Annotated in this window: 22 protein-coding genes; 6 read left to right on the top strand and 16 right to left on the bottom strand. The window is 67.2% G+C overall.

Annotation, left to right across the window (positions count from 1 at the left end; translation table 11 throughout):
• Positions 1 to 24 precede the first annotated feature (24 nt).
• Together ACYQ1Z_RS11750 and ACYQ1Z_RS11745 are read left to right on the top strand one after the other, a co-directional pair.
• Positions 25 to 714 carry an IMPACT family protein gene (locus tag ACYQ1Z_RS11750; RefSeq protein ID WP_459792700.1) on the top strand — a complete coding sequence of 230 codons (690 nt, stop codon included), beginning with the start codon at positions 25 to 27 and terminating at the stop codon, positions 712 to 714.
• Complete coding sequence (locus ACYQ1Z_RS11745) at positions 698 to 1,198, top strand: GNAT family N-acetyltransferase (protein WP_459792699.1); 501 nt, start codon at positions 698 to 700, stop codon at positions 1,196 to 1,198. Before ACYQ1Z_RS11750 ends, ACYQ1Z_RS11745 begins: the two co-directional genes overlap by 17 nt.
• Positions 1,199 to 1,259: 61 nt before the next feature.
• Here ACYQ1Z_RS11745 and rpsA read toward each other — a convergent pair whose 3' ends face one another.
• From rpsA to polA, 3 genes are all read right to left on the bottom strand, one after another.
• Entirely contained in the window at positions 1,260 to 2,735 is a 1,476-nt protein-coding gene (rpsA, locus tag ACYQ1Z_RS11740) for a 30S ribosomal protein S1 (RefSeq protein WP_459792698.1), read from the bottom strand.
• Positions 2,736 to 2,986: 251 nt separating this feature from the next.
• Positions 2,987 to 4,276: a GNAT family N-acetyltransferase gene (locus ACYQ1Z_RS11735; RefSeq protein WP_459792760.1), complete on the bottom strand. Its 1,290-nt coding sequence runs from the start codon at positions 4,274 to 4,276 to the stop codon at positions 2,987 to 2,989.
• Positions 4,277 to 4,333: 57 nt separating this feature from the next.
• Positions 4,334 to 6,976 (bottom strand): DNA polymerase I, encoded by a 2,643-nt coding sequence (polA, locus tag ACYQ1Z_RS11730; protein WP_459792759.1) that lies wholly within the window; start codon positions 6,974 to 6,976, stop codon positions 4,334 to 4,336.
• 157 nt (positions 6,977 to 7,133) lie between these two features.
• On the opposite strand from polA, the gene ACYQ1Z_RS11725 reads away from it, so the two are divergent.
• Positions 7,134 to 7,631: a PaaI family thioesterase gene (locus ACYQ1Z_RS11725; RefSeq protein ID WP_459792697.1), complete on the top strand. Its 498-nt coding sequence runs from the start codon at positions 7,134 to 7,136 to the stop codon at positions 7,629 to 7,631.
• A 10-nt stretch (positions 7,632 to 7,641) separates the two neighbouring features.
• On the opposite strand, the gene ACYQ1Z_RS11720 is transcribed toward ACYQ1Z_RS11725, so the two are convergent.
• The 6 genes from ACYQ1Z_RS11720 to ACYQ1Z_RS11695 form a co-directional block, all read right to left on the bottom strand.
• Positions 7,642 to 8,190 (bottom strand): dihydrofolate reductase family protein, encoded by a 549-nt coding sequence (locus tag ACYQ1Z_RS11720; RefSeq protein WP_459792696.1) that lies wholly within the window; start codon positions 8,188 to 8,190, stop codon positions 7,642 to 7,644.
• A 39-nt stretch (positions 8,191 to 8,229) separates the two neighbouring features.
• Positions 8,230 to 8,451, bottom strand: coding sequence for a hypothetical protein (locus tag ACYQ1Z_RS11715; RefSeq protein ID WP_459792695.1), 222 nt, complete (start codon positions 8,449 to 8,451; stop codon positions 8,230 to 8,232).
• Positions 8,448 to 9,770, bottom strand: coding sequence for an inorganic phosphate transporter (locus ACYQ1Z_RS11710; RefSeq protein WP_459792694.1), 1,323 nt, complete (start codon positions 9,768 to 9,770; stop codon positions 8,448 to 8,450). Before ACYQ1Z_RS11710 ends, ACYQ1Z_RS11715 begins: the two co-directional genes overlap by 4 nt.
• 154 nt (positions 9,771 to 9,924) lie before the next feature.
• Positions 9,925 to 10,428: an HAD domain-containing protein gene (locus ACYQ1Z_RS11705; RefSeq protein ID WP_459792693.1), complete on the bottom strand. Its 504-nt coding sequence runs from the start codon at positions 10,426 to 10,428 to the stop codon at positions 9,925 to 9,927.
• Positions 10,429 to 10,440: 12 nt separating this feature from the next.
• The gene (locus tag ACYQ1Z_RS11700) at positions 10,441 to 11,124 is read right to left on the bottom strand and encodes a hypothetical protein (protein ID WP_459792692.1); all 684 of its coding nucleotides are present in this window, start codon (positions 11,122 to 11,124) and stop codon (positions 10,441 to 10,443) included.
• A gap of 126 nt (positions 11,125 to 11,250) precedes the next feature.
• The gene (locus ACYQ1Z_RS11695; protein WP_459792691.1) at positions 11,251 to 11,685 is read right to left on the bottom strand and encodes a VOC family protein; all 435 of its coding nucleotides are present in this window, start codon (positions 11,683 to 11,685) and stop codon (positions 11,251 to 11,253) included.
• Positions 11,686 to 11,809: 124 nt separating this feature from the next.
• Between ACYQ1Z_RS11695 and ACYQ1Z_RS11690 the strand changes: the two genes are divergently transcribed.
• Entirely contained in the window at positions 11,810 to 12,430 is a 621-nt protein-coding gene (locus tag ACYQ1Z_RS11690; protein ID WP_459792690.1) for an L-threonylcarbamoyladenylate synthase, read from the top strand.
• A gap of 256 nt (positions 12,431 to 12,686) precedes the next feature.
• On the top strand, positions 12,687 to 13,940 hold the full coding sequence (locus ACYQ1Z_RS11685; RefSeq protein ID WP_459792689.1) for an HNH endonuclease: 1,254 nt from the start codon (positions 12,687 to 12,689) through the stop codon (positions 13,938 to 13,940).
• Here ACYQ1Z_RS11685 and ligD read toward each other — a convergent pair.
• On the bottom strand, positions 13,937 to 14,959 hold the full coding sequence (gene ligD, locus ACYQ1Z_RS11680; RefSeq protein ID WP_459792688.1) for a non-homologous end-joining DNA ligase: 1,023 nt from the start codon (positions 14,957 to 14,959) through the stop codon (positions 13,937 to 13,939). The two genes, ACYQ1Z_RS11685 and ligD, sit on opposite strands and share 4 nt — an antisense overlap.
• A gap of 71 nt (positions 14,960 to 15,030) precedes the next feature.
• Between ligD and ACYQ1Z_RS11675 the strand changes: the two genes are divergently transcribed.
• Positions 15,031 to 15,708 carry an alpha/beta hydrolase family protein gene (locus ACYQ1Z_RS11675; RefSeq protein WP_459792687.1) on the top strand — a complete coding sequence of 226 codons (678 nt, stop codon included), beginning with the start codon at positions 15,031 to 15,033 and terminating at the stop codon, positions 15,706 to 15,708.
• Positions 15,709 to 15,717: 9 nt separating this feature from the next.
• Here the strand turns inward: ACYQ1Z_RS11675 and ACYQ1Z_RS11670 are convergent, their stop codons facing one another.
• From ACYQ1Z_RS11670 to ACYQ1Z_RS11645, 6 genes are all read right to left on the bottom strand, one after another.
• Positions 15,718 to 15,870 (bottom strand): hypothetical protein, encoded by a 153-nt coding sequence (locus ACYQ1Z_RS11670; RefSeq protein WP_459792686.1) that lies wholly within the window; start codon positions 15,868 to 15,870, stop codon positions 15,718 to 15,720.
• Between the two features lie 153 nt (positions 15,871 to 16,023).
• Complete coding sequence (gene hrpB, locus ACYQ1Z_RS11665) at positions 16,024 to 18,591, bottom strand: ATP-dependent helicase HrpB (protein WP_459792758.1); 2,568 nt, start codon at positions 18,589 to 18,591, stop codon at positions 16,024 to 16,026.
• 677 nt (positions 18,592 to 19,268) lie between these two features.
• Positions 19,269 to 19,613 carry a hypothetical protein gene (locus tag ACYQ1Z_RS11660; RefSeq protein ID WP_459792685.1) on the bottom strand — a complete coding sequence of 115 codons (345 nt, stop codon included), beginning with the start codon at positions 19,611 to 19,613 and terminating at the stop codon, positions 19,269 to 19,271.
• Between the two features lie 101 nt (positions 19,614 to 19,714).
• Positions 19,715 to 20,230: a flavin reductase family protein gene (locus tag ACYQ1Z_RS11655; RefSeq protein WP_459792684.1), complete on the bottom strand. Its 516-nt coding sequence runs from the start codon at positions 20,228 to 20,230 to the stop codon at positions 19,715 to 19,717.
• A 132-nt stretch (positions 20,231 to 20,362) separates the two neighbouring features.
• Entirely contained in the window at positions 20,363 to 21,298 is a 936-nt protein-coding gene (locus ACYQ1Z_RS11650) for a 5'-3' exonuclease (protein ID WP_459792683.1), read from the bottom strand.
• Positions 21,299 to 21,307: 9 nt separating this feature from the next.
• A complete protein-coding gene (locus tag ACYQ1Z_RS11645; protein WP_459792682.1) occupies positions 21,308 to 22,456 on the bottom strand; it encodes an MFS transporter in 1,149 nt (382 codons plus the stop codon).
• Between the last annotated feature and the right edge of the window lie 89 nt (positions 22,457 to 22,545).

Genomic DNA, 22,545 nt, shown 5'->3' with positions numbered 1-22,545 from the left:
ACCGTCGCGGCTAGACTGGGCCGGGTGCGCGATCAGGAGAGCAGGGCCACGGCCTACACGACGTTGGCTTCCGGACCGGACTTCCGCCATGAGATCGAGATCAAACGCTCCCGCTTCATCACGGTCCTGCGCCGGTCCGACACAGAGGAGGCCGCCCGGGACCTGGTGGCCGGCCTCCGCCGCGAGTTCCACGACGCCCGACACCACTGCTCCGCGTTCATCATCGGCCCGGACCGGGACATCCAGCGGTCCAGCGACGACGGCGAACCGTCCGGCACAGCCGGCGTCCCGATGCTGGAGGCCCTCGCCAAAAGGGAGACGGGTCCAGGGGTGGCCGACCTCAGCGACGTCAGTGCCGTCGTCGTCCGCTACTTCGGCGGGGTCCTGCTTGGCGCGGGCGGACTCGTGCGCGCCTACTCGGACTCCGTGTCCACCGCCTTGTCGCTGGCACCCATGGTGCGCCGCAGCAGGTTGCGCATCTGCGCCGCCGAGGTGCCGCACGCTGCAGCGGGGAGGCTTGAAAACGATCTGCGGTCCGCTGGGTTCGTTATGGCGCCAACAAGCTATAGCGCGCAGGGCGCGGTCTTGCGCGTGGCCGTGACGGACGATCCGGCCGCCATCGCGGACGCCGCCGGGCGTCTCCAGCTCCTGACCGCCGGCAGCGCTGCGCTCACGCCCGAAGGAACGGAGTGGATCGATGAACCCCTCGCCTGACGTGTCCCTCTCAGACGTGGACGAAACCGTGCTCGAGGGGCTGCTGGAGCTGGCCAAGCGCGACGCATCCCCTGACGAGGTCGCTCCCCCGGTCGGCGGGCCCGGCTGGGACCTGGAGAGGACGGGCTGGTTCCTCAGCTACCACCGCGCCGCAGCCGATGGGCTGGACGGCCCGGCAGGGGAAAAGTCCTGGGCTGTGTTCTCCGGTGCCGAACTTGCGGGGTCGGTGCGCCTGAAGCGTGACACCTCGGCGGACGTCCCGTCGGCCGAAACCGGCATCTGGCTCGGCCGCAGCTTCCGCTCGCGCGGGATCGGCGCAGCGGCGCTGCGGCTGGTCCTGGCAGAGGCACGCCGGGCCGGCATCAGGCGGGTCACCGCCCGCACGCTGGCCGGCAATGACGCCGCGCAGCACCTGCTGGCCTCGGCCGGCGGAAACTTAAGGCCCGACGACGACGGCACCGTCAGCGCCGTCGTCGATCTTTAACGCAGCAGACCCCCTGCCTATTGGCAGGGGGTCTGCTGTTGCCCGGGAGGGCCGGCGGCAATTAGTTGCCGGTCAGCTTCTCGCGCAGGGCAGCAAGAGCCTCGTCCGAAGCCAGGGTGCCGGCACCGGAATCGGTGGTGGCGGGCTCGGAGGAGTAGCTGGTGGCGCCGGAGTCGCCGTCACCGGACGTTGCGGCAGCAGCGTCGTCGGCAGCGTGCTGGGCAACCTGCTTCTTGTGTGCTTCCCAACGGGTCTGGGCGTCAGCGTACTGCTGCTCCCAGGCGGCGCGCTGTGCTTCGTAGCCCTCGAGCCATTCGTTGGACTCGGGGTCGAAGCCCTCGGGGTACTTGTAGTTGCCCTCTTCGTCGTACTCTGCGGCCATGCCGTACAGAGCGGGATCGAATTCGGTGCTGTCGGCGTCGACGCCCTCGTTGGCCTGCTTGAGGGACAGCGAGATGCGGCGGCGCTCCAGGTCGATGTCGATGACCTTGACGAACAGTTCGTCGCCAACGGAGACAACCTGCTCGGCCAGTTCGACGTGGCGGACAGCCAGCTCGGAGATGTGGACCAGGCCCTCGATGCCGTCTTCGACGCGAACGAACGCACCGAACGGAACGAGCTTGGTGACCTTACCCGGAACAACCTGGCCGAGGGCGTGGGTGCGGGCGAAGGTCTGCCACGGGTCTTCCTGCGTAGCCTTGAGCGACAGGGAAACACGCTCGCGGTCCAGGTCGACCTCGAGAACCTCGACGGTGACTTCCTGGCCAACTTCGACAACCTCGGACGGGTGGTCGATGTGCTTCCAGGACAGCTCGGAAACGTGAACCAGGCCGTCTACGCCGCCCAGGTCCACGAATGCACCGAAGTTGACGATGGAGGAAACAACGCCGGGACGGACCTGGCCCTTTTCCAGCTTGTTGAGGAAGGTGGAGCGGACCTCGGACTGGGTCTGCTCGAGCCATGCACGGCGGGACAGGACCACGTTGTTGCGGTTCTTGTCGAGCTCGATGATCTTGGCTTCGATCTGCTGGCCGATGTACGGAGCCAGGTCGCGCACGCGGCGCATCTCGACGAGGGATGCGGGCAGGAAGCCGCGCAGGCCGATGTCGAGGATAAGACCACCCTTGACAACCTCGATGACGGTACCGGTGACAACACCGTCTTCTTCCTTGACCTTCTCGATGTCGCCCCAGGCACGCTCGTACTGAGCACGCTTCTTGGAGAGGATCAGACGGCCTTCTTTGTCTTCCTTGGTGAGCACCAGGGCTTCGACCTGATCGCCGACGGAGACAACTTCTCCGGGATCAACGTCGTGCTTGATGGACAGCTCGCGGGAGGGGATGACACCTTCGGTCTTGTAACCGATGTCGAGCAGGACTTCATCGCGGTCGACCTTGACGACGGTACCTTCGACGAGGTCTCCGTCGTTGAAGTACTTGATGGTCGCGTCGACTGCTGCGAGGAAGTCCTCAGCGGTACCGATGTCGTTGATGGCGACCTGCGGGGTACCGGGCTTCTCGGTGGAGGTGATGGTCATGTAGTAGGGGCTCCGTTGTGGATAGTTAGTCGGTCAGGCAAACCGGCACGCCCGCGCTATGGAACGCAGGCGCGATTCTCGGTGGATCCAGCGGATCCTCCGGGTCATCCTGATTTTGTGGATTTAGAGAACGTGCACGTGGTACACGCCCGTTTATTCTAGTCGCAGCCGCCAAGAAGAATCAAAAACGGTACCTTGGCCGCCCTTACCGGCCCGGCCTGTGCAAGCCCGGCCTGTGGGAGGCCTGTCCCCTAGAAGTGCGTCAGGCAGTGTGTTGCCCGCTCCACCCCGAACAGCTGCTTGGCCCTGAGCGCCGAGCCGCGCGTCGCCTCCCGGATCTTTCCCGCCGCCTTCAGCGTAACCGGGCAAACACCGCCCAGGTAGATCGACGAAAGGTCGGCGATGTCGAGTTCCAGGTCCGCGGGCGTCCCGTCGGGAACGCGTTCGACGGCGGCCGGCCCGCCGGAGGCTTCGAACGCGAAGGTCCCGCCGGTAAGGCCAAGCGCGTCGTGGACGGCGAGCACAAGTCGGCCGTCTGCCGGGTAGTGGCGGGCCGCCAACGCTGCGGGGACGTCGAGGATGCGCAGCCAGAGCATGTCGCGGCTGTCCGACGCGTCGATGCAGCGGGGGTCCGACAGCGCCCAGCCGAGGGGGTCGTCCACGGGTGCTTCGTTCCAGGAGACGCGCTCAACGAGGTCGATCGCCGCAAGGTATTGCCACAGTTCCAGGTAGGCGTGGTCCGTGGCGGCCACGAGGTCCACCACTTCCACGGTGTAGGGCTCCGTCTCCCAGCCAAGGAATTTGTACGACACATAACCGTCTATGCCGCCGTCGGGCCCGTAGTGGAGGGCGACCTTGATGGCGGGATCTTCCTTGCCGTCACGGCCAAGGGACCCGGAGGCCAGCTGCCGGTACCACTCTTGCCTTCCGATCGATCCCGGGGTATGGCGGTGGACGCGGTCGAAGACCACCGGAGCCACGTCCAGAAGTACCTTGGGATCCGCAACCTCGACGGACCCGGTGGCCTGGTGCCGGAGGCTGAACCGTGCCGTGGTGTCCACTTTCACCGAGCGTTCAAGGCTGGCCACGCCGTAACCGAAGCGGCCGTAAATGGTCCCCTCGGAGGCCGTCAGCGCTGCCACCGCGAGCCCGTCGTTCCTCGCAGCCTGCAGGTCCTCGGTCATCATGCGGCGCAGCAGGCCGCGCCGGCGGTGCGACGTGCGCACGGTCACAGCCGTGACCAGCTGGGCTTCCAGCATCCGGCCGAAGCCGACGTTCAGCGTCTTGCGGAAGGTCCCGAAGGTCGCCACCGGCACGTCGGCCGGCAGCGACGACGGTGCCACGCCGCCGGTCTGGTAGGCGCCGGTGAAGATCCTGCCGTCCACCTCGTAGGTGGCGAGTGACCGTTCGCGGTGTTCCGGTGTCCGGGTGGACTCGTGGAATCCGAATCCCACGGCCTTCGCCCACGTGTCCGCCTCCGCGTAGCCGTCCTTGCCTTTCGAAACGGCAGGAAAGCGCCGGATGTCATAGTTTCCGCTCAGATCAGCCACACGTCCGAGCCTAGCCAACACATCCGGCGCCTGACCAGCACAAACTGGCTAGTGTCCGGCGTCAAACCAGCTCGGGCCAACGCCGATCTGGACTTCCAGCGGGACGCTGAGGTCCGCGGCCGCGGCCATCTGCTCCGTCACCAGCTTCTCCACGGCTGCCCGCTCGCCGGCGGCGACCTCAAGGACCAGTTCGTCATGGACCTGCAGCAGCATGCGCGATTTCAGGCCCTGCGCCTGCAGTTCGGCATGGACGCCGAGCATGGCGCGCTTGATGATGTCCGCTGCCGAGCCCTGGATGGGGCTGTTCAAGGCGATGCGCTCCGCGTTTTCGCGCAACTGCCGGTCCGTGCTCGTGAGGTCGGGCAGGTAGCGGCGGCGCCCCTCGATGGTGGCCGTGTAGCCGTCCACCCGGGCCTGGTCCACCACGCCGCGGAGGTAATCCCGCACGGCGCCGAACCGGTCGAAGTAATCCTTCATGAGGGTCCGTGCCTCATCCACGGAGATCTCCAGCTGCTTGGACAGTCCGAAGGACGTCAGGCCGTAAGCCAGGCCGTAGGACATGGCCTTCACCTTGGAGCGCATGGCGCTGGTGACTTCGGAGGTGGGTACATGGAAGATGTTCGAGCCCACGAACCGGTGCAGGTCCTCCCCGTCCCGGTACGCCTGGATGAGGCCTTCGTCGCCGGACAGGTGCGCCATGATCCGCATTTCAATCTGCGAGTAGTCCGCGGACAGCAGGCACTCATAGCCCTCGCTGACCACAAAGATCCCGCGGACCCGGCGGCCTTCCTCGCTGCGGATCGGGATGTTCTGCAGGTTCGGGTTGTTGGACGAGATCCGTCCCGTGGCAGCCACGTTCTGGGCGTAGGTTGTGTGGATCCGGCCGTCCTCAGCCACAGACTTCTTCAGCGATTCGATCATCTGGCGGAGTTTCGCCGCCTCCCGGTGCGCCATGAGCTGGACCAGGAACTCGTGCCCGGTTTTCTCCAGGAGGTTCTTCAGGGACGCAGCATCGGTGGTGTAGCCGGATTTGATCTTCTTCGTCTTGGGCAGTTGCAGCTCGTCGAACAGGACGGCCTGCAACTGCTTGGGCGAACCGAGGTTGACCTCGTGGCCGATTGCGGCGAAGGCCTGCTCCTGGGCGTTGTCGATGACCCTGGCAAGATCGGCGAGCTGTTCGTCCATCCGGTCCATGTCGATGGCGATGCCGGCGGTTTCCATGTCCGCGAGAACACGGCTGACCGGGAGTTCAAGCGTTGACAGGAGCTCCTCCGCCTTGCGCTCCTTCAGCTCGGTTTCGAAGTACCTGCTGAGGGTGAGGACGACAGCGGCGGCCTGTACGAGTGCGTCGGCTGCGGCGGCGTCGTCGCCGTCGAAGGAGAGTTCCAGCTGGCCTGCCTTCGCCGTGGCCGCGGAGATGCCCACGTTGAGGTGGTGTTGCGCGAGTTCGGCCAGTTCATAGGTGCGGCGGTCCGGCTGGATGAGGTAGCCGGAAATGGAGGTGTCGTCCACCACTCCCTCCAGTTCCAGCCCCCGCGAGGCCAGCGCCTTTAGTGCGGCCTTGAAGCCGTGCAGGACCTTGGGGACCTCGGGGTCGCGGAGCCACGCGGCCAGGACGTTCTCGGTCTCGGCATCCAGTCCTGTGAGGTCAAGGTGGACAGCAGCACCGTCGCGGACGATGGCGAGGGCGGCCGCGTCCTCCCCGATCCGGCCCGGAACCAGGTCCACGGCGACCGCTGAGCGCCGGCCGGTACCTGCGTCCAGGAATGCTGACAGCTCTGCGGCGCCGGCGGGAGTGGTGTACTGCGGGATGTCGATGTTTTCCCGCTCGGCGGCCGGGGCCTCCTCGTCGCCGTAAAGCGCGAACAGCCTGCTGCGGATGGTCTTGAATTCGAGCTGGTCGAACAGGCCCTCGAGGGCTGCCTGGTCCGGCCGGGGCTGGTACAGGTCGTCAAGGGTGACGGGGAGTTCAAGGTCCGTGTGGAGCTGGTTGAGCATCCGGTTCCGCTTGACGTTCTCCACGTTCTCACGCAGGGCGTCGCCCACCTTGCCGCCGATCGAGTCCAGGTGTTCGAGGACACCTTCCAGCCCGCCGTACAGGTTGATCCATTTCGCGGCCGTCTTGGGGCCGACGCCGGGCACGCCGGGGAGGTTGTCCGCGGTCTCCCCCACAAGCGCTGCAAGGTCTGAGTAGCGGGACGGGCTGACGAAGTACTTGGCCTCGATGGCCGCCGCGTCCATCCGGGGGATGTCGCTGACACCCTTTTTGGGGTACAGGACAAACACATTGTCCGTGATGAGCTGGAAGGCGTCCCGGTCACCCGAGACCAGGAGCACCTCGAAGCCGGCTTTTTCGCCCATCGCGGCGAGGGTTGCCAGGATGTCGTCCGCTTCGTAGCCGGGGAGTTTGATGGTCTTGATGCCCCAGGCCTCGACCACCTGGGCGATGAGGTCGATCTGGCCGCTCATCTCGCGCGGCGTTTCGTTCCGGCCGCCCTTGTACTCGCTGTACTGGGCCTTGCGGTGGGTGGTTTCGTCGGAGACGTCGAAGGCTACGGCAATGTGGGTGGGCTGCTGTTCCTTGATGAGGTTGATCAGCATGGACGTGAAGCCGTGGATGGCGTTCGTGTGCTGCCCGTTCATCGTGGAGAACTTGTCCGCCGGGAGGGCGAAGAATGCGCGGAACGCCATCGAATGTCCGTCCAGCACAAGAAGCCGGGGCTGGCCGGTGATGGGCACGACGGGGGCTTCAGTAGCCGAAACCGACCCACCGGCGGCGGGCTGCAGAACTTGGGACGGAAAAGGGGCCGGTTTGGTTGTTTCACTCACAGATGCCAGCCTAGTTGCCATGATGGACAATTTCACGCCGGGACCTTTCTCCGAGGAGCTGGCTGCGGCCGGGATTCCGGAGCACCTGCACGGCTGGCTGGGCCGGTTCGGGATCGGTGCCCTGGTAGTGAAAATGGGCATCCACTTCCTGGAGATGAGCCCCGAAAAGACCGTGGCCACCATGCCGGTTGAAGGCAATACACAGGTGGCCGGGATCCTGCACGGGGGCGCGCACGTTGTGCTTGCCGAGACGCTCGGTTCGTTCTCGGCGGGCATCCATGCCGGTCCGGGGCGGCATGCGGTGGGCATCGAAGTCAGCGCCACGCACCACCGATCCATCGCCGGGGGGCTGGTGACCGGTACGTGCACGGCCATCCACCTGGGACGCACCCTGGTAACCCACGAGGTGGTGATGACTGACGCCGCGGGCCGTCGGCTGTCCACGGCCCGCATCACCAACATGATCAGGGACAACGCACCTGCCGGCGGCCAGTCCGCCGGGGACGGTCCTGCCTAGGCGTTGCTATTCAGGCGCTGCTGTTGAGGAGGTAGCGGAGCTCTACGACTCCCCTGCCCATGGTGCGCGAGGCAGCAAGCTCAAGTGGCGGCGTCGGGCCTGACACGGGAAGCAGCCGCTCCCCCCCGCCAAGCACCACCGGGATGACGGAGAGGATGATCTCGTCCAACAGGCCCGCGTCGGCGAACTGCGCGGCGAGGTTGCCTCCGCCCACCACCCAGACGTTCTTCCCGCCGGCATCCTTCCGGAAGTCAGCGACGAACTCACCCACGTCGCCGCGCACGAATGTGATGTCCGCTCCTGGCGCGGCGGTGTACTCGTGCCGGGTGAAGACGTAGCTGGGGGTACCCGGGTAGGGCCACTTGTCGGGTTCGTGGGCCATCAGCCAGGCGTAAGTTTCTCCGCCCATGACGATGCACCCGACGCCGGCCATAAACGACTCGTAGCTCTCGGCGCCGCCCTCGAAGCCGTCGAACTGCAGGAGCCAGCCGAGGTCGTCCGTGGCGGTGGCGATATAGCCGTCCAGGGAGGCGGCCACGAAGTATTGGATCCGGGACATGGGCACAGCCTAGCCAAGAGCCGCGCCACTGCCCAGTGGCTAGCCGGAGAAGTACGGAATGATCAGGTACAGCCCGAACAGGACGGCCAGGCCGCACAGCCCGAAGCAGACATAAGCCAGGGAGCGCTTCACGCCGGGCGATGCCTGCTGGGCATCACCGGCGATGGCCGTCAGGCGCACTCCCAGGGAGTAGAGGGTCACCACTGTCACGGCGGCAATCAGCGTGGCCCCGGCGACGGTCAGGAGTTCCAACCATTTCATCGTTGCGTCTCCTTGGAGGTGGTGGCGTCGGCATCGGCGTTCGCCTCGGCGTCGGTGGTGTTGGCGGCGGTGCTGCCGGTTGACTGGTTCGTTGACCGGGCACGTTCCTGGGCCTGGACGTGGGCCTTCGCCTTGGCGCGGGCCCGGGCCATTGCCTTCTTCTTGCGGAACTTGACGGCCTGCCCGGCTTCCTCAACTTCGATGGCGTTGTGGTGACCGACGGCGGACTTCCGCGAGTAGAAGAACATGAAGAGCACTGCGCCCGTGCCGGCGATGGCCGCGATCAGCACGCCCACCACCCCGGTCTTGACCAGCAGGGCGGTCAGCGCACCCACGATGCCTGCTGCTGGAAGCGTGAACAGCCAGCCCAAGGCGATCTTGCCCACCATGCTCCAGCGGACACTCGTTCCGCGACGGCCCATGCCGGAACCGATGACGGAGCCGGAAGCAACCTGCGTGGTGGAGAGCGCGAAGCCGAGGTGGGAGGAGGCGAGGATGGCGGAGGCGGTGCTGGTTTCCGCGGCGAAGCCTTGGGCCGGCTTGACCTCGGTGAGGCCGGCGCCCATGGTGCGGATAATGCGCCAGCCGCCGGCGTAGGTGCCGATCGCGATGGCGAAGGCGCAGGAGGCGATGACCCAGAACATGGGGCCGGAGCCGGGCTCCTGCGTGCCCGCGGCAATAAGGACAAGGGTGATGATGCCCATGGTCTTTTGGGCGTCGTTCGTGCCGTGCGCCAGGGCCACGAGGCTGGACGTGAAGATCTGGCCGGTGCGGAAACCGCCGCGCTTCTGGGTCAGCTTGCTGCCGGTCTCGGGATCGTGCCGCGAGGTCAGCGCGTAGGCCAGGCGGGTGCAGACATACGCCACCGCGCCGGCGATAAGCGGAGCAAAAATCGCGGGCAGGATGACCTTCTGCAGGAGGCCCTCCAGGTTGATGGAGTGGAACCCGATGCCGGCAATCGCGGCGCCGATGAGGCCGCCGAAGAGGGCATGCGAGGAACTCGAGGGAAGGCCCTTGAGCCAGGTGATCATGTTCCACAGGATGGCCCCCATCAGGCCGGCGAAAATAATGTCCGGCGTGATCTGGATGCCGTCGGATCCTTCACGGATGATGCCGCCGGAGACTGTCTTGGCCACCTCGGTGGACAGGAAGGCGCCCACCAGGTTCAGGATGGCAGCCAGGGTCACCGCGGTCTTCGGCTTGATGGCACCTGTTGCGATGGGCGTGGCCATGGCGTTGGCGGTGTCGTGGAAGCCGTTCGTGAAGTCGAAAAATAGTGCCAGTGCGATGACCAGCGCCACCATGAAGGTGATATCCACCTGTTGCCCAATCTGCAGAGTCGACGTTCAGCAGTTTCTAATCCCCCGGCTGCATCTGCACAGCATAATTCACCAGCTGTTCGCTTGGCATGACTTGCGGAGTTAACAGAACCGGCCAGAAACCCTATCGATCGTACGCGCCCGGACCATCAGGTCAAAACAACGGCCCGGTGAGGAAAGCCTCCACCTGCGCCACTTCCGACGGAGATACCCCCAGCCGCGGGTCGGGCGAGACCAGCAGGATCCTGCGGCCAAGCAGGCCCGCCCACGCCTGGGCTTCGGCTTCGAACGCCAGCTGGTCGTCGATCCAGGCGACCGCCTCCGGGGTGGTGGCTTCGATGTCGTCCTGGATGGCCCGGAGCTTCCACCAGCCGTTTCCGCTGCCGGCGCCGGCACCCGAGAGGTACGGCCATGTCCCGCCCCTCAGGTTGATCACGGGGCACAGGTACTGCGGGGCAAGCTCTTCCCAGCTGGTCAGCCAGACGCACCGCACGGACTCAACGCGCGCCAGCCGGTTAAGGTCCTCCACAAGTTCGGCCGCGAAGGCAACGGGCAGGAGGCCCGCGTCGGCGTGCTGCCAGGCAGTACCCCAGGGAGTGGTGCGGCCGGGGCCAAAAGGACAGATGACGCCGTCGACGTCGATGTAAAGGGTCCGCACCAGGCTGCCCTCTTAGCCGCCGGGGCGCTCCGACGGGCGCCGGCCGGCATCAAGCCGTGGCGCCATGCGTTCTTCGAGCGACGCGACAGTCACTTCCGGCAGGACGATGAGGCCGTCCAGTTCACGGCGGGCCCGCTTGTAGGCTGCCTGGCGTTCGGCCGGGGTGGCAGCCCCGTTCTCCGCGATCATCAACAATTTGCGCGCCGTTGCCAGCCGTTCGCGTTCCGGGCCGGTGAACTTGCTGTCCTTGATCCGCCGCGCTTCCCGTTCCGCAACGTCCAGGGCCACCGCGAAACCGTTCACCGCCTGCCGGTAGGCCTCCAGCCGTCCGGCAGGGGTGGCTCCGGGGTCGGCGGGGCGCTGCCCGTCTGCCTCACGCTTGGCACGGAGGAAGGCCACAGTCAAAGGTTCCCGGACATCGGTCATGAGGGGGAAGTCGATCAGTTTTCCGACATCGAGTTCGTAGTCCAGCCAGCGCCGGTTGGTGTCGTCGTGGAGTGCCATGAGGGCTTCCACCTCCGCCAGGGAGGCCTTGTCAGCCTCCCGGTGCTGGTTCTTCAGTTTGTACAGTTCCACCCGCCGCTGATGGCGGCGCTCGCTTGCCTTGCGCCATTTCCCGGCTGAATGGCCCAGGAAGGCGATGAGCGGAAAGACCAGCCACCAGCTGTCGTCAAGCAACTCGAAAAAGGACTCCACTGGTCCATCCTTGCAGGCGCCGGTGACGGCCTCAACCGGCCCCCCGGGACGCGTGCACCACCTGATAAAACGCGCGACGGCGGCCGGGATTCCCGCGCGGGGTGGCCCGCGCGGGAAGGCCATGCATCAGGATGCGCCGCCGGTGCCCTGGGCGCTGTTGACGTTAACCAGCCAGCCGATGCCGTACCGGTCGGTGCACATCCCGAAGACGTCACCCCACGGCGACTTTTCCATCGGCACCGTGACCGAACCGCCGTCGCCGCTGAGTTTGTCGTAGTAGCCCCGCAGTTCCGCCTCGTCCTCGCCGCTGAGGGAAATGGAGATGGATGAACCCTCGCGGTATTCCATGCTGTTCGGGGTGTCGGCACCCATCAGGACCAGGCCCTGGGGTGTGGTCAGCATGCCGTGCATAACCTTGTCTGCTTCCGCCGGATCATCGCTGGCCTGGTAGTCGCCGAAGGTACTGACCCTCAGATCGCCGCCGAAGACTGACTGGTAGAAGTTCATGGCCTCGCGGGCGTTGTCCCGGAAGCTGATGTAGGGGTTCAAGATGGTCGGCATGGTGCTCCTTGACTTTGGCAATGGCAGGGACGAACAACATCCTGCCGCAAAGAACGCCCTGCTGGTAGGGGGTTTGACCCCGGTAATAGTGCACTCAGCCGTCCGGGAACATAGGCTCGTGGCCATGGCCAGATACTTTGACGTCCACCCGCAGGATCCCCAGCCGCGAGCCATCGCCCAGGCGGTGCAACTGTTGCGCGACGGGGGCCTGATCGCCTACCCCACCGATTCCTGTTATGCCCTGGGAGCGCAGATGGGCAACAAGGAAGCGCTGGACAGGATCAGGAACATCCGCCGGCTCGACGACAAGCACCATTTCACCCTGGTGTGCCGGGACTTTGCCCAGCTCGGACAGTTCGTCAACATCGGCAACGACGTGTTCCGCAGCATCAAGGCGGTCACCCCGGGGAGCTACACCTTCATCCTTCCGGCCACCAGGGAGGTCCCGAAGCGGCTGCTGCACCCCAAGAAGAAAACGGTGGGCGTCAGGATTCCGGACAACCGGGTTGTGCAGGCGCTGCTTGCCGAACTGGGTGAACCCTTGCTGTCCAGCACCCTGCTGCTTCCGGACGAGGAGGATCCGCTGACCCAGGGCTGGGACATCAAGGAACGGCTGGACCACCAGGTGGACGCCGTCATTGACGCCGGCGACTGCGGTTCGGAGCCCACCACGGTGGTCGACTTCTCCAGCGGCGTCGCCGAGGTGGTCCGGCGCGGCACCGGCGATCCGTCCCGGTTTGAGTAGGCCGTAGGTCCGCTTCGAAAATTACGACGGCGGCGCCTCCTTTTGCCCCTTAGTCCGCATGCCGCGCGGGTTTTCCACATGGGCATTTTGGGTCCTCAGGAATGTCGGTGGGTGCTGGAAGACTTTGTTTATGGAGGCGTTTGAGGCGGCGGCAGTGGGGCTGGGGCACGGTGAGGTGCCTCGTTCCGGCGGTCCGTCTGTTGCGGATGCGTTGAGGGTTCTTGCCACGGTGCGGATGGCGGCTGATGGTGCGGGGATGATTGACCAGCTCCGGCAGCTGGAGGATCTGAAGTCATTTGTGGCCGCGCGGCAGGCGGAGATCAGTGTGGCTTTTGATGTGCAGCAGCGGCGGGAGCAGGCCGCCGCCGGGGTCCCTGATGAGGAGCAGGGAGCCGGGGTGGGTGCGCAGGTGGCGTTGGCGCGGCGCGAGTCCCCGGCGCGCGGCGGGAGGCTGCTGGGCCTGGCGAAGGCGTTGACGGGGATGCCGCACACGTTCGCGGCGTTCCGTTCCGGCCGGTTGAATGAGTGGCGCGCCGCCCTGATAGTCCGGGAGACGTCATGTTTGTCGGTGGAAGACCGGGCGGCGGTAGATGAGGAACTCGCCGCTAACACCGGAACCTTCGAGGGCGCCGGCGACCGGACCACCATTTCCGCGGTCAAGGCGGCCGCGTACCGGCGGGACCCGCGGTCGGTGGTGAAGCGGGCGAGCCATGCTGTGACCGAGCGGACCGTGACGCTGCGTCCTGCGCCGGACACCATGGCATACGTGACCGCTTTGCTTCCCGTCGCCCAGGGTGTGGCAGCCTACGCCGCCCTCACCCAGGAAGCCGACTCGTTGCGTTCCAGTGGTGATGACCGGTCCAAGGGCCAGATCATGGCCGACACCCTGGTCGAACGCGCTACAGGTGTTGCGGGCGGGGTGAGCAGCATCGAGGTCCAGCTCGTCATGACCGACCGCACACTGTTCCAGGGCGACAGTGAACCCGCCCGGCTCACCGGCTACGGAACCGTCCCCGCCGAATGGGCGAGACGGGCCGCCATGGGCCGCCTTCCAGAACTGAATGGGCCAGCAGGCGGGGAAGAATTCACCACGTGGCTCCGACGGCTTTACACAGCACCCGTGACCGGTGATTTGGTGGCGATGGATTCGAAGGCCAGGTTCTTCCCGCCAGGGCTGCGCCGCTTCATCCAGGTGCGGGACGATCTCTGCCGCACCCCGTACTGCGACGCGCCCATCCGCCACAATGACCACATCATCTCGTGGTTTAGCGGCGGGCCCACCACCGCAGGTAATGGCCAGGGCCTCTGCGAAGCCTGCAACCACACCAAGGAAACCCCCGGCTGGTCAGCCAAACCCGTCACACTACCTGGAGCCCGGCACAGCGTGGAACTCCAAACCCCAACCCGCCACACCTACCACTCCACCGCACCACCACTACCGGGTACGCGGCTGCGGGTGCCGGGAAAGGCCGACCGCGGCCGGGCGGGCCCAGCGTTGTGGCCCGGCTAATCCTGCTTCCGGGCCCGGCTGGGCTGCACCCGGGGCGGCTCCCCCGGCATCTTGGGGTAATCCGGGGGAAACGGCATCTCACCGAGTCCGGCTTTGGTGTCACGCTCCCACCACTCCAGCAGGGTATCGATCCTGCCGGGGTTACGGCCGAAGTCAGCCCACGGGTCTCCGATGGTTCGCAGCCGTTCAGGGACGGTGAGGATCGTGAAGTTCTTGGGATCGGCGTTTCCCAGTTCGTCCCACGTGATGGGGCACGAGACCGGGGCGTGTGGCAGGGCCCGGGGGCTGTAGGCGCCAGCGATGGTGCGGTCACGGTTGGCCTGGTTGAAATCGAGGAAGACCCTCTGGCCCCGTTCTTCCTTCCACCATGCCGTGGTGACTTTGTCCGGCATCCGCCGCTCCACCTCACGGGCCGCTGCGATCACCGCATGCCGGACGTCCAGGAATTCGTGCACCGGCTCGATCGGGGCATAGACGTGCAGGCCCCGGTTGCCCGAGGTCTTAATGAAGCAGTCGAGGCCAGCCTCCGCCAGCACCTCCTTGAGCACGAGCGCCGCCGGTACGGCGTCGTCAAAGTCCGTTCCGGGCTGGGGATCCAGGTCGATGCGCAACTGGTCCGGGTTGTCAGTGTTCTCCGCCCGCGACGGCCACGGGTGGAACACCACCGTATTCATCTGCACTGCCCACACTGCTGCAGCGGGTTCGTCCAGCACGAGCTGCGGATGGGACCGTGCGCTGGGATACACCACCTTGACGGAGCGGACGAAGTCAGGGGTCCCCCTGGGCGGGTTCTTCGAAAAGAACATTTCCCCATTGATGTTGTCCGAGTACCTCTGCAGGGACACGGGACGGTCGCCGTTCGCCGCAATAAATGCGTCGCCAACGTCAACGATGTAGCGGGCGAGGTCCAGTTTCGTCAGTCCGAGGTCCGGCCACAGCACCCGGCCCGGACTCGAAATGCGCATCTCCCGCTCCCCGTGGGGGCCCTGGACCGTGATGGTGGTCTGTTCGCTCGCCATGGGGACAACGTACACCCCCGCCATCGGCAAGCCCGCATATTTCGGCCCGCCCGGTCCGGCATGATGGATTCATGCCTGCCGTGGAAAAGAACCTTACTGTTGACGTGAACGGAACGGCGGTGCCGGCCGCCTATGCACGGCCGGACAGCCCCTGGGCCACGCTCGTCGTCGCGCACGGCGCCGGAGCCGGCATGGAGCATCCTTTCCTTCGCGGCTTCACTGGTGCCTTGAACGGCCTCGGCATCGCCACCCTGCGGTTCAACTTCCCTTACAGGGAAGCCGGGCGCAGGTTTCCGGACCGTCCCCCGGTGGCCATTGCCACCTGGCGCGCCATCATGGCTGCAGCGGCAGACCAGGCCGCATCGTACGGCGACGCGGGACCTCTGTGGGCGGCCGGAAAATCGTTCGGCGGCCGGATGGCGTCGATGGCTGTAGCCGACGGGATGCCTGCCGCGGGCCTTGTCTACCTCGGCTATCCCCTGCATCCGCCCGGAAAACCCGAGAAGCTCCGGGACGAACACCTGTACGGCGTGAGTGCACCCATGCTGTTCCTCCAGGGCACCCGCGATACGTTCGCCACTCCCGGGATCCTGAACGGTGTGGTGTCGCGCATCGGCCCGTCCGCTGTCCTGCAGTGGATTGAGGGCGGGGACCATTCCTTTGCCGTGGCCGGCAGGAAGCGGCCGGCCGGCGAGATCGGCGCGGAGTTGGCCGCCCCGGTGGCGGACTTCATCCGGGCCACCCTTTAGGCTCAGCGCTTACGCCGCCTCCTCGTGCCACCAGCCTTCCCAGGCGGCGGAGGAGAGGGTGCCTTCGGGAAACTCTGTCTTCCCGCTGCTGCCGCCGGAGGACCGGCCGTCGTCGCTGCGCCGGCCGTCGAGCAAAAGGTTCAGGCTGTTCAAGAGAAACATCGTTACGTCCTTCCGTATGTTGAATGGACTGCGCTGTCCATGTAGCAAGGAGCCTAACCAAGGCATGTTTCGGCACGTCGACGCATCGTTTCGGCTGTGTATCTTAGTTCTCACCCATCCCCCAAAAGCCCCGGTGAAGTTCGGCGGGACCAGCTACTTGCGGGGTTTTGCCCGTGCCGTGGCTGGGGCCGTCCACGGATCCTCGGGCCACGGATGCTTGGGGTAACGGCCACGCATTTCCGCCCGGACCTGTGCGTAGGGGCCGGACCAGAAGGAGGTGAGGTCGTCAGTGACAGCCAACGGGCGGCGGGCCGGTGAGAGCAGGTGGAACAGTACCGGAACGGTGCCGTTGACCAGCCGCGGGGTCTCCGCCAGGCCGAAACACTCCTGCAGTTTGACGGCGACCACCGGCCGCGCGGATTCCTCCCCGGGGTCCGGGTACTCCACCGGAACCCGGGACCCGCTGGGAACTTCCAGCGTTTCCGGAGCCAGCCGGTCCATGCCCGCAGCTTCGGGCCAGGGCAGCAGGCGGCCCAGCGGCTGGGCAAGGTCCACGGATCCAACGGCGCCTCCGGCCGCAAGAGCTTCCAGTTCCGGACCCAGCCACTCGTCGAGGCGCAAAAGGAGGGCCTCGTCGGACACATCCGGCCACGGCTCCCCTACTTCCCTTCGCAGGAAGGCAAGGCGGCGGCGCAGTGCTGAGGCCGCCGTCGACCATTCCAGCATGGCCAGCCCCTCCCGGCGGAGGGCATCCAGCAGCGCGATGCGGCCTTCTCCGGGCGACGGACGGACGGGAGTGTCAGCGAGGACGATGGCTCCGAGCCGGCGGACCTTCCGTGCGGTCACGCGGCCCTGGCTGAACTGCGCTTCCACGGACTCGGCCAGCAGGTGCGAGGCCGCGGCTTCGGCGAGTTCTGCGCTGAGCGGCGCCGCCGCCCTGATGACCGCGCCGGTACCGGCGGCATCACGGCCCTCGGCCCTCGCGACTTCGGCAACTGCCAGCCAGTCGTACCCGGACAGCGGGCTGCCTGCGGGCAGCCCTGCCCGCGTACCCGACGACAGCAAGTAGCGCACCGGCCCGTCACCCGGGACCCGCCTGGCCACGCGGTCCGGAAACGCCAGCGCGACGACGGCCCCCGCCACCTCGCTCTTCGGACAGCCTGCAGGGAGGACAGGTGCCGCGGCATTACTCCGGGCGCGGCCTGCGATCGCTTCCAGCCGCCTGGTCTCCTCCGCCCAGCGCCGTGCGTCCGGCCCCGGGGCTCCGCGGAACCCCGAGAGCAGCAGCTGGAGGTCCGCACCGGGGGCACGGGAGTCCCCGGCCACCGCTGCCACTACCTCCGCCGCTTCCCGCGGGCCCACAGCTGCGGCGCCGTCCAGCAATGCGCGGGCCAGGCGGGGATCCGCCGGTATGCCGGCCAGAATCCTGCCGGTGGCCGTAGCCTGCCCGTCCTTGCTGACGGCGCCAAGTTCCTTCAGCACCTCCATGGCGTCGTCAAGCGCCTGCCGCGGCGGCGCGTCCGGCAGGGCGAGGCCGGCACCGCCGGGTGAACCCCAGCAGGCCAGGGTCAGAGCTGCCCCGGTCAGGTCGGCCACTTTGATCTCCGGGGTGACATGGGCCGGTGCGGCGCCGAAGGCCTGCTGGCTGTAGCAGCGGACCACCTGCCCCGGTCCCTGGCGGGCCGCCCGGCCCGCGCGCTGGTCCGCGGACGCGCGGGAGCAGGACACGGTGACCAGTCCGCTCATCCCGCGCCCGGCGTCGCGGCGCGGTTCCCGCGACAGGCCGGAGTCGATGACCAGCCGGACGCCTGGTACCGTCAGGGAGGACTCTGCGAGGTCGGTGGAGACGATGATGCGCGCCTTGTCGCCCGGCCCGCGTCCGGAAACTGCCCGGTCCTGCTCGGCAGGGGCTGCCTGGCCATGCAGTTCCAGTACCTCGACGGCGTTCCCGAGCCTGCGGCGCAGGCCGGCCGCCACCTGTGAGACCTCGCGTGCACCCGGCACGAATACCAGCGAATCCGCCGATGGGTCCGCTGCCGTTGCCCGGCCCTGGGCGCGCACGGTCACCTCCACGACGTGGTCCAGGAACAGGTGCGTTACTCCCCTGCTGTCCAGCCGCGGGCAGGGCGCCGGTTCCCACTCAACGTCGAGGTGATGGAGGACGGAAGGGCAGTCCACGACCGGCGCCGGGTCCCCGCCGACGCCGAGAAGCGTCGCAAAGCGCGTGGCGTCCAGCGTGGCGGACATCGCGACCAGCACCAGATCTTCCCGCAACTCCCGCACTTCGGCCAGCATCCCTACCAGGAGGTCGGTCTCCAGGGCGCGCTCGTGGACCTCGTCGAGAACGACGGCGGCAACCGCCTCGAGGCCCGGATCCGCGAGCAGGCGGCGCAGCAGGATGCCCGGGGTGACGAACTCAACGACCGTGTCCGGGCCTGCCTTCCGTTCCCCGCGGACCGTGTAGCCCACCCGTCCACCCAGGGGGGAACCGTCCAGTCCGGAAAGACGGCGGGCAGCGGCACGCGCCGCCACCCGCCTGGGCTGGGTGACGACCACGCGTCGCCTTTCACCGCTCCCCAGTGTGGCAAGCATCGGCGGCACCAACGTCGTTTTTCCGGTACCCGGCGGAGCCTGCACCACCGCTGCCCCTGCCGTTGGCCCCTTCGCCAGGGCCTCCCTGAGGGCCGGCAGCGCCGTGGCAAAGGCGAGGCCGGCGCTCATCCTGGCGAGGTCGAAGGCTTGAGCGGGCACGGTCCGGGCCGGCCCGGGAAAAGAAGTCACCTGTCCATTCTGCCCGGACGCTCCGCCCGTTGGCCGGTCAGGGCCTGCCTTTGCCCTTGCCGTTCCCTTGTGCGCCGGCCGGCGGATCCTCGTGATGGCCGCCCGTGTCGGCAGGAGCGGGTGGAGGTACTGCAACCGGCGCGGCGGGTACGGGTTCAAGAGGTACGGTTTGCGCCTGGCCTCCGCCGGCGGCGCTTGTTGCTGCCACATCTGCCGCCGGAGCAGGTTCCACCGCCTCAGCCGCCGAAGCCAACCGCGTGTCCAGGTCCGACCGCACGGCGTCCAGCGCTTTTTCGATTCCACGCAAGCGGGAGGCGGAGATCCTACCGTCGCGCGCGGCCGCGTCCAGGTCACTCTCCAGCGCGTGCAATGCTGCCAGCGCTCCGTCCATTCTGTTGTCCGCCGCGGCTTGGCTGATGCTCAGGACCCGGATCTGGAAGCCCCGCAACGTCGCCTGGTCTGAGTCCGGCGTCCGGAAACCCGTGGCAACCGCGACGACAATTGCTGTAACGGCAAGGGCCGCCGCTACTGCCGTTCCAGCCGTCCCAAAGCGCCAAATCCCCGCCTGCCTGGACCGGCCTTCCTTCAGGGACGCTGAATGCAGGGCCAGCGTAGCCCTAGGCGGCATGCCGGCCACGGAGCGGAGGCATGCTTGCCGGCCGGACCGGGAGGACAGCCACAGCGGCAACAGCCCGGGACGGCGCCTGCACCTCGGCGGCCGAAACCTCCGCGGGCCGGGGGCGCAGAGCCTTGACGGAGCGCCTGGCGGCACCGCGCACAACCCTCGCAGCCAGCAGGCCGATGCCCAGCCCAAGGAGAACATGGCCTGCAAGGTATTGTCCGCCGAGGCCAAGGGCGCCGAACGGCGCACCTGTCGCCATGACCGCTCCTCCGGCCATCAGCATCATGGACCAGGCGACACCACATATCGTGCCCATCACTCCCGCTTCCCTCAGGTTCATCAGCAAGCTTACTAGTAATGCTCAGCAAGCTTACTACCTGCGGGCCGGGGCGCAAGGATGCGGGAGTGGCGGTCGGGCGGACGAACAGGAGGGCTACCTGGTCAGCTGGCAGCCTCGAGCAGGTGCTCCGCCGGCGACAAACCGGCAAAACGGCCCTTGAAGAAGAGCAGGGGCTCGGCATCCTGGCGTGCGCTGAGGTGACGCACGGCAGCCACCACGATGGTGTGGTCGCCGCCGTCGTATTCTGCGTGCAGTTCGCAGTCGATCCAGGCGAGGGCGTCGTCGAGGACGGGGTTGCCCAGCGGTGAGGCCTTATGGCTCACGCCGGCGAATTTGTCCGTGCCTGAGCGTGCGAACTGCCCTGCAAGGTGCTGGTGCTCCGCCGGGAGGATGTTGACCGTGAAGGAGCCGGCATCCCGCAGTACCGGCCACGTGCTGGAGGTCCGCGCCGGGCTGAAGGTGACGAGGGCGGGCTCCAGGGAAAGGGAGGCAAAGGACTGGCAGGTAAAGCCGGCCGGGCCCTCCCTGGTGGAACCGGTAATAACGGTCAGCCCGGTGGCGAAGGTTCCAAAAATGTCCCGAAGCCGGCGGGGAGCAAGGTCAGATGTGACGGTCATGGAATTGGCCTCTCGTTTGGATCGTTACCTCACCAAACCATCACCGAATTGCGCTGCACAACCGCCCCGCAATTCTCCGACGCGGACCGAAACGCAGGGTCATTCAGGGACTTGCTACGTCACGTGCACCCGCTATCCGGTCCGGTCCAGCGCTTCCAGGAGCCTGCCCGCCGAGCCGCCGAGGTTCCACTCGCTTGCCAGCCGCTCCAGCTCAGCCCGCGGGCCGCCGGTTACGGGCCGCAGCCGGGCACCAGCCTCCTCGAGGCTTGGCAGCGCCAGGTCCCTGACCAGGCGGACGACGGCGGGGGCTGCTTTCAGGTAGTCCTCCGCGGCTGACAGCTTGGCCCGGACCGGTCCCGCCAGTCCGCTGGCGGGGTCGTCCGCCGCCTCCAGCAGGCCTTCCAGGGTGCCGAATTTCAGGAGGAGGGATGCCGCCGTCTTTTCGCCGATCCCGGAAACGCCGGGCAGGCCGTCGGACGCATCTCCGCGCAGCGTCGCGTAGTCTGCATACTGCTGCGGCAGGACCCTGTATTTGGCAACCACGGTTTCTTCCGTGAACACCTCGAGGTTCCGCATGCCGCGGGCGGTGTAGATGACGCGGACCTGCCGTTCGTCGTCGCACACCTGGAACAGGTCGCGGTCGCCGGTCACGACGTCCACGGGGAAGGGCGCGTGGCTGGCGTAGGTTCCCACAACGTCGTCGGCTTCATGGTGGGCGGCGCCAACGATCGCGATGCCGGCGAGGCCCAGCACGTGGCGGATCATGGGAAGCTGCGCCTCAAGCGCGTCCGGTACCACTTCGACGTCGGGCGCATCCGTGACCGTCTCGGCGACCCGGTGCGACTTGTAGGTGGGGATCAAATCGACCCGCCACTGCGGCCGCCAGTCGTCATCCCAGCACGCGACCAGGTGCGTGGCGTGGTAGTCGGTGGCGAGCCGGGCGATCATGTCCAGGAGCCCGCGTACCGCGTTGACCGGTGTCCCGTCCGGACGGCGGATGGTGTCCGGCAGTCCGTAGAAGGCGCGGAAATACAAGGAAGCGGTGTCCAGCAGCATCAGGCGGGGCATACCCGATCCTTACACAGATTGCTGGCGCGGGTATGCGCCCATCATTGCTGCGCCGGCAATCCAGATGACCCCGACCGCGGCCACCGTGACCGCGCCGCCCCATCCTGTCGCGCTCCCTGCCAGTGCGGCCCCGGCGGCGGAGGCGCTGACGCGGAAACCGGCAGTGACCGTGAAGATCTGGGAGCGCAGGTGCGCTGGGCTGTGGAGGTTGCGGAGGAAGAGCATCGCGGCGTTGGTGGAGGCCGTGAAAACCCCGGAGAGTGTGATCGCGGCAACGGTCCACGCCGTCCCCACATCAATTGCGGCGACCACCGTGAACAGGCCCGTGGCCAGGAAGCCTGCCATCATCACAAGGTGCGGGCGGCCCCGCGCGGGGCGTGCGGTCTCCAGTACGGCACCGAGCAGGCTGCCGACGGCGAACGCGGTCACCACAGCGGCGCCCTCTCCGGGCGTCCCCATCCTCTCGATCGAGAGGGCAACGGCGGCGATGGCCAGTCCGCCCTGTCCCAGCTGGGTGAACGTTGATGAAACCGTGACAACGGCAAGCGGCCGGTGGCTGAAGATCCTCTGCAGCCCGGCCTTGATCGCCTCGCCCAACGAACCGCGGGCGCGGCCGTGCGGGCGGAGCCCCACCGTGCGGAGGGCCAAGGGGCCGAGGGCTGCGGCGCCTGCGAGGACCAGCAGCGCCGCCTGGGCGGGGAGGATCACCGCGATCAGCGCCACGATTGCCGGACCGGCAACGGCCGAGGCGTTGTAGGACAGCGAATCGACGGCGAACGCCCGCCTGATGTCCGGGATGGCACCCGCCGCGAAACTCGACAGCCCGCCAGTGTAGAAGGGTGAGACAGCACCGGCCATGACCAGCACGGCGACGACAGCGGCCAACGGAACACTGCCAACGAACGCGGTGACGGCGAAGGCGGCAGCCGTGACCATGCCTGCGGCCGCCACCCAGAGGCCAGGACGCCGGGTGCTGTCGAGGACCGCGCCGACCAGCGGCGCCGCGAGCATGCTCGGCCCCAGCGACGCGGCAACCAGCAGTCCCCCGACGGCGACATCACCCATCTGCTGCACCGCCAGGATGGGGAGGGCCACCACGGACCCCGCACTCGCCATCCGGGGCGGGACGGAAGCTGCGAGATACCGGAGCGCGCCCATATGTTGTTGTTGCCTTCCCCCTCAGCCGAATGCTTCCACTGGGCACCCTATCCGATGCCGGTCCGGTGCACGTCCGGCAGGCATACAAT

The sequence above is a fragment of the Arthrobacter sp. AD-310 genome (assembly GCF_054656615.1).
Note: the sequence above shows the minus strand (reverse complement) of the source record. Positions and strands in the feature narration are given on the sequence as shown.

Excerpts from the sequence above, each read along its gene's own strand:
- ACYQ1Z_RS11745 (WP_459792699.1), top strand. The coding sequence starts at position 698 with ATGAACCCCTCGCCTGACGTGTCCCTCTCAGACGTGGACGAAACCGTG.
- rpsA (WP_459792698.1), bottom strand. The coding sequence starts at position 2,735 with ATGACCATCACCTCCACCGAGAAGCCCGGTACCCCGCAGGTCGCCATC.
- polA (WP_459792759.1), bottom strand. The coding sequence starts at position 6,976 with ATGGCGTTCCGCGCATTCTTCGCCCTCCCGGCGGACAAGTTCTCCACG.
- ACYQ1Z_RS11725 (WP_459792697.1), top strand. The coding sequence starts at position 7,134 with ATGATGGACAATTTCACGCCGGGACCTTTCTCCGAGGAGCTGGCTGCG.
- ACYQ1Z_RS11720 (WP_459792696.1), bottom strand. The coding sequence starts at position 8,190 with ATGTCCCGGATCCAATACTTCGTGGCCGCCTCCCTGGACGGCTATATC.
- ACYQ1Z_RS11715 (WP_459792695.1), bottom strand. The coding sequence starts at position 8,451 with ATGAAATGGTTGGAACTCCTGACCGTCGCCGGGGCCACGCTGATTGCC.
- ACYQ1Z_RS11695 (WP_459792691.1), bottom strand. The coding sequence starts at position 11,685 with ATGCCGACCATCTTGAACCCCTACATCAGCTTCCGGGACAACGCCCGC.
- ACYQ1Z_RS11690 (WP_459792690.1), top strand. The coding sequence starts at position 11,810 with ATGGCCAGATACTTTGACGTCCACCCGCAGGATCCCCAGCCGCGAGCC.
- ACYQ1Z_RS11685 (WP_459792689.1), top strand. The coding sequence starts at position 12,687 with ATGATTGACCAGCTCCGGCAGCTGGAGGATCTGAAGTCATTTGTGGCC.
- ligD (WP_459792688.1), bottom strand. The coding sequence starts at position 14,959 with ATGGCGAGCGAACAGACCACCATCACGGTCCAGGGCCCCCACGGGGAG.
- ACYQ1Z_RS11675 (WP_459792687.1), top strand. The coding sequence starts at position 15,031 with ATGCCTGCCGTGGAAAAGAACCTTACTGTTGACGTGAACGGAACGGCG.
- ACYQ1Z_RS11670 (WP_459792686.1), bottom strand. The coding sequence starts at position 15,870 with ATGTTTCTCTTGAACAGCCTGAACCTTTTGCTCGACGGCCGGCGCAGC.
- hrpB (WP_459792758.1), bottom strand. The coding sequence starts at position 18,591 with ATGAGCGCCGGCCTCGCCTTTGCCACGGCGCTGCCGGCCCTCAGGGAG.
- ACYQ1Z_RS11660 (WP_459792685.1), bottom strand. The coding sequence starts at position 19,613 with ATGAACCTGAGGGAAGCGGGAGTGATGGGCACGATATGTGGTGTCGCC.
- ACYQ1Z_RS11655 (WP_459792684.1), bottom strand. The coding sequence starts at position 20,230 with ATGACCGTCACATCTGACCTTGCTCCCCGCCGGCTTCGGGACATTTTT.
- ACYQ1Z_RS11650 (WP_459792683.1), bottom strand. The coding sequence starts at position 21,298 with ATGCCCCGCCTGATGCTGCTGGACACCGCTTCCTTGTATTTCCGCGCC.
- ACYQ1Z_RS11645 (WP_459792682.1), bottom strand. The coding sequence starts at position 22,456 with ATGGGCGCGCTCCGGTATCTCGCAGCTTCCGTCCCGCCCCGGATGGCG.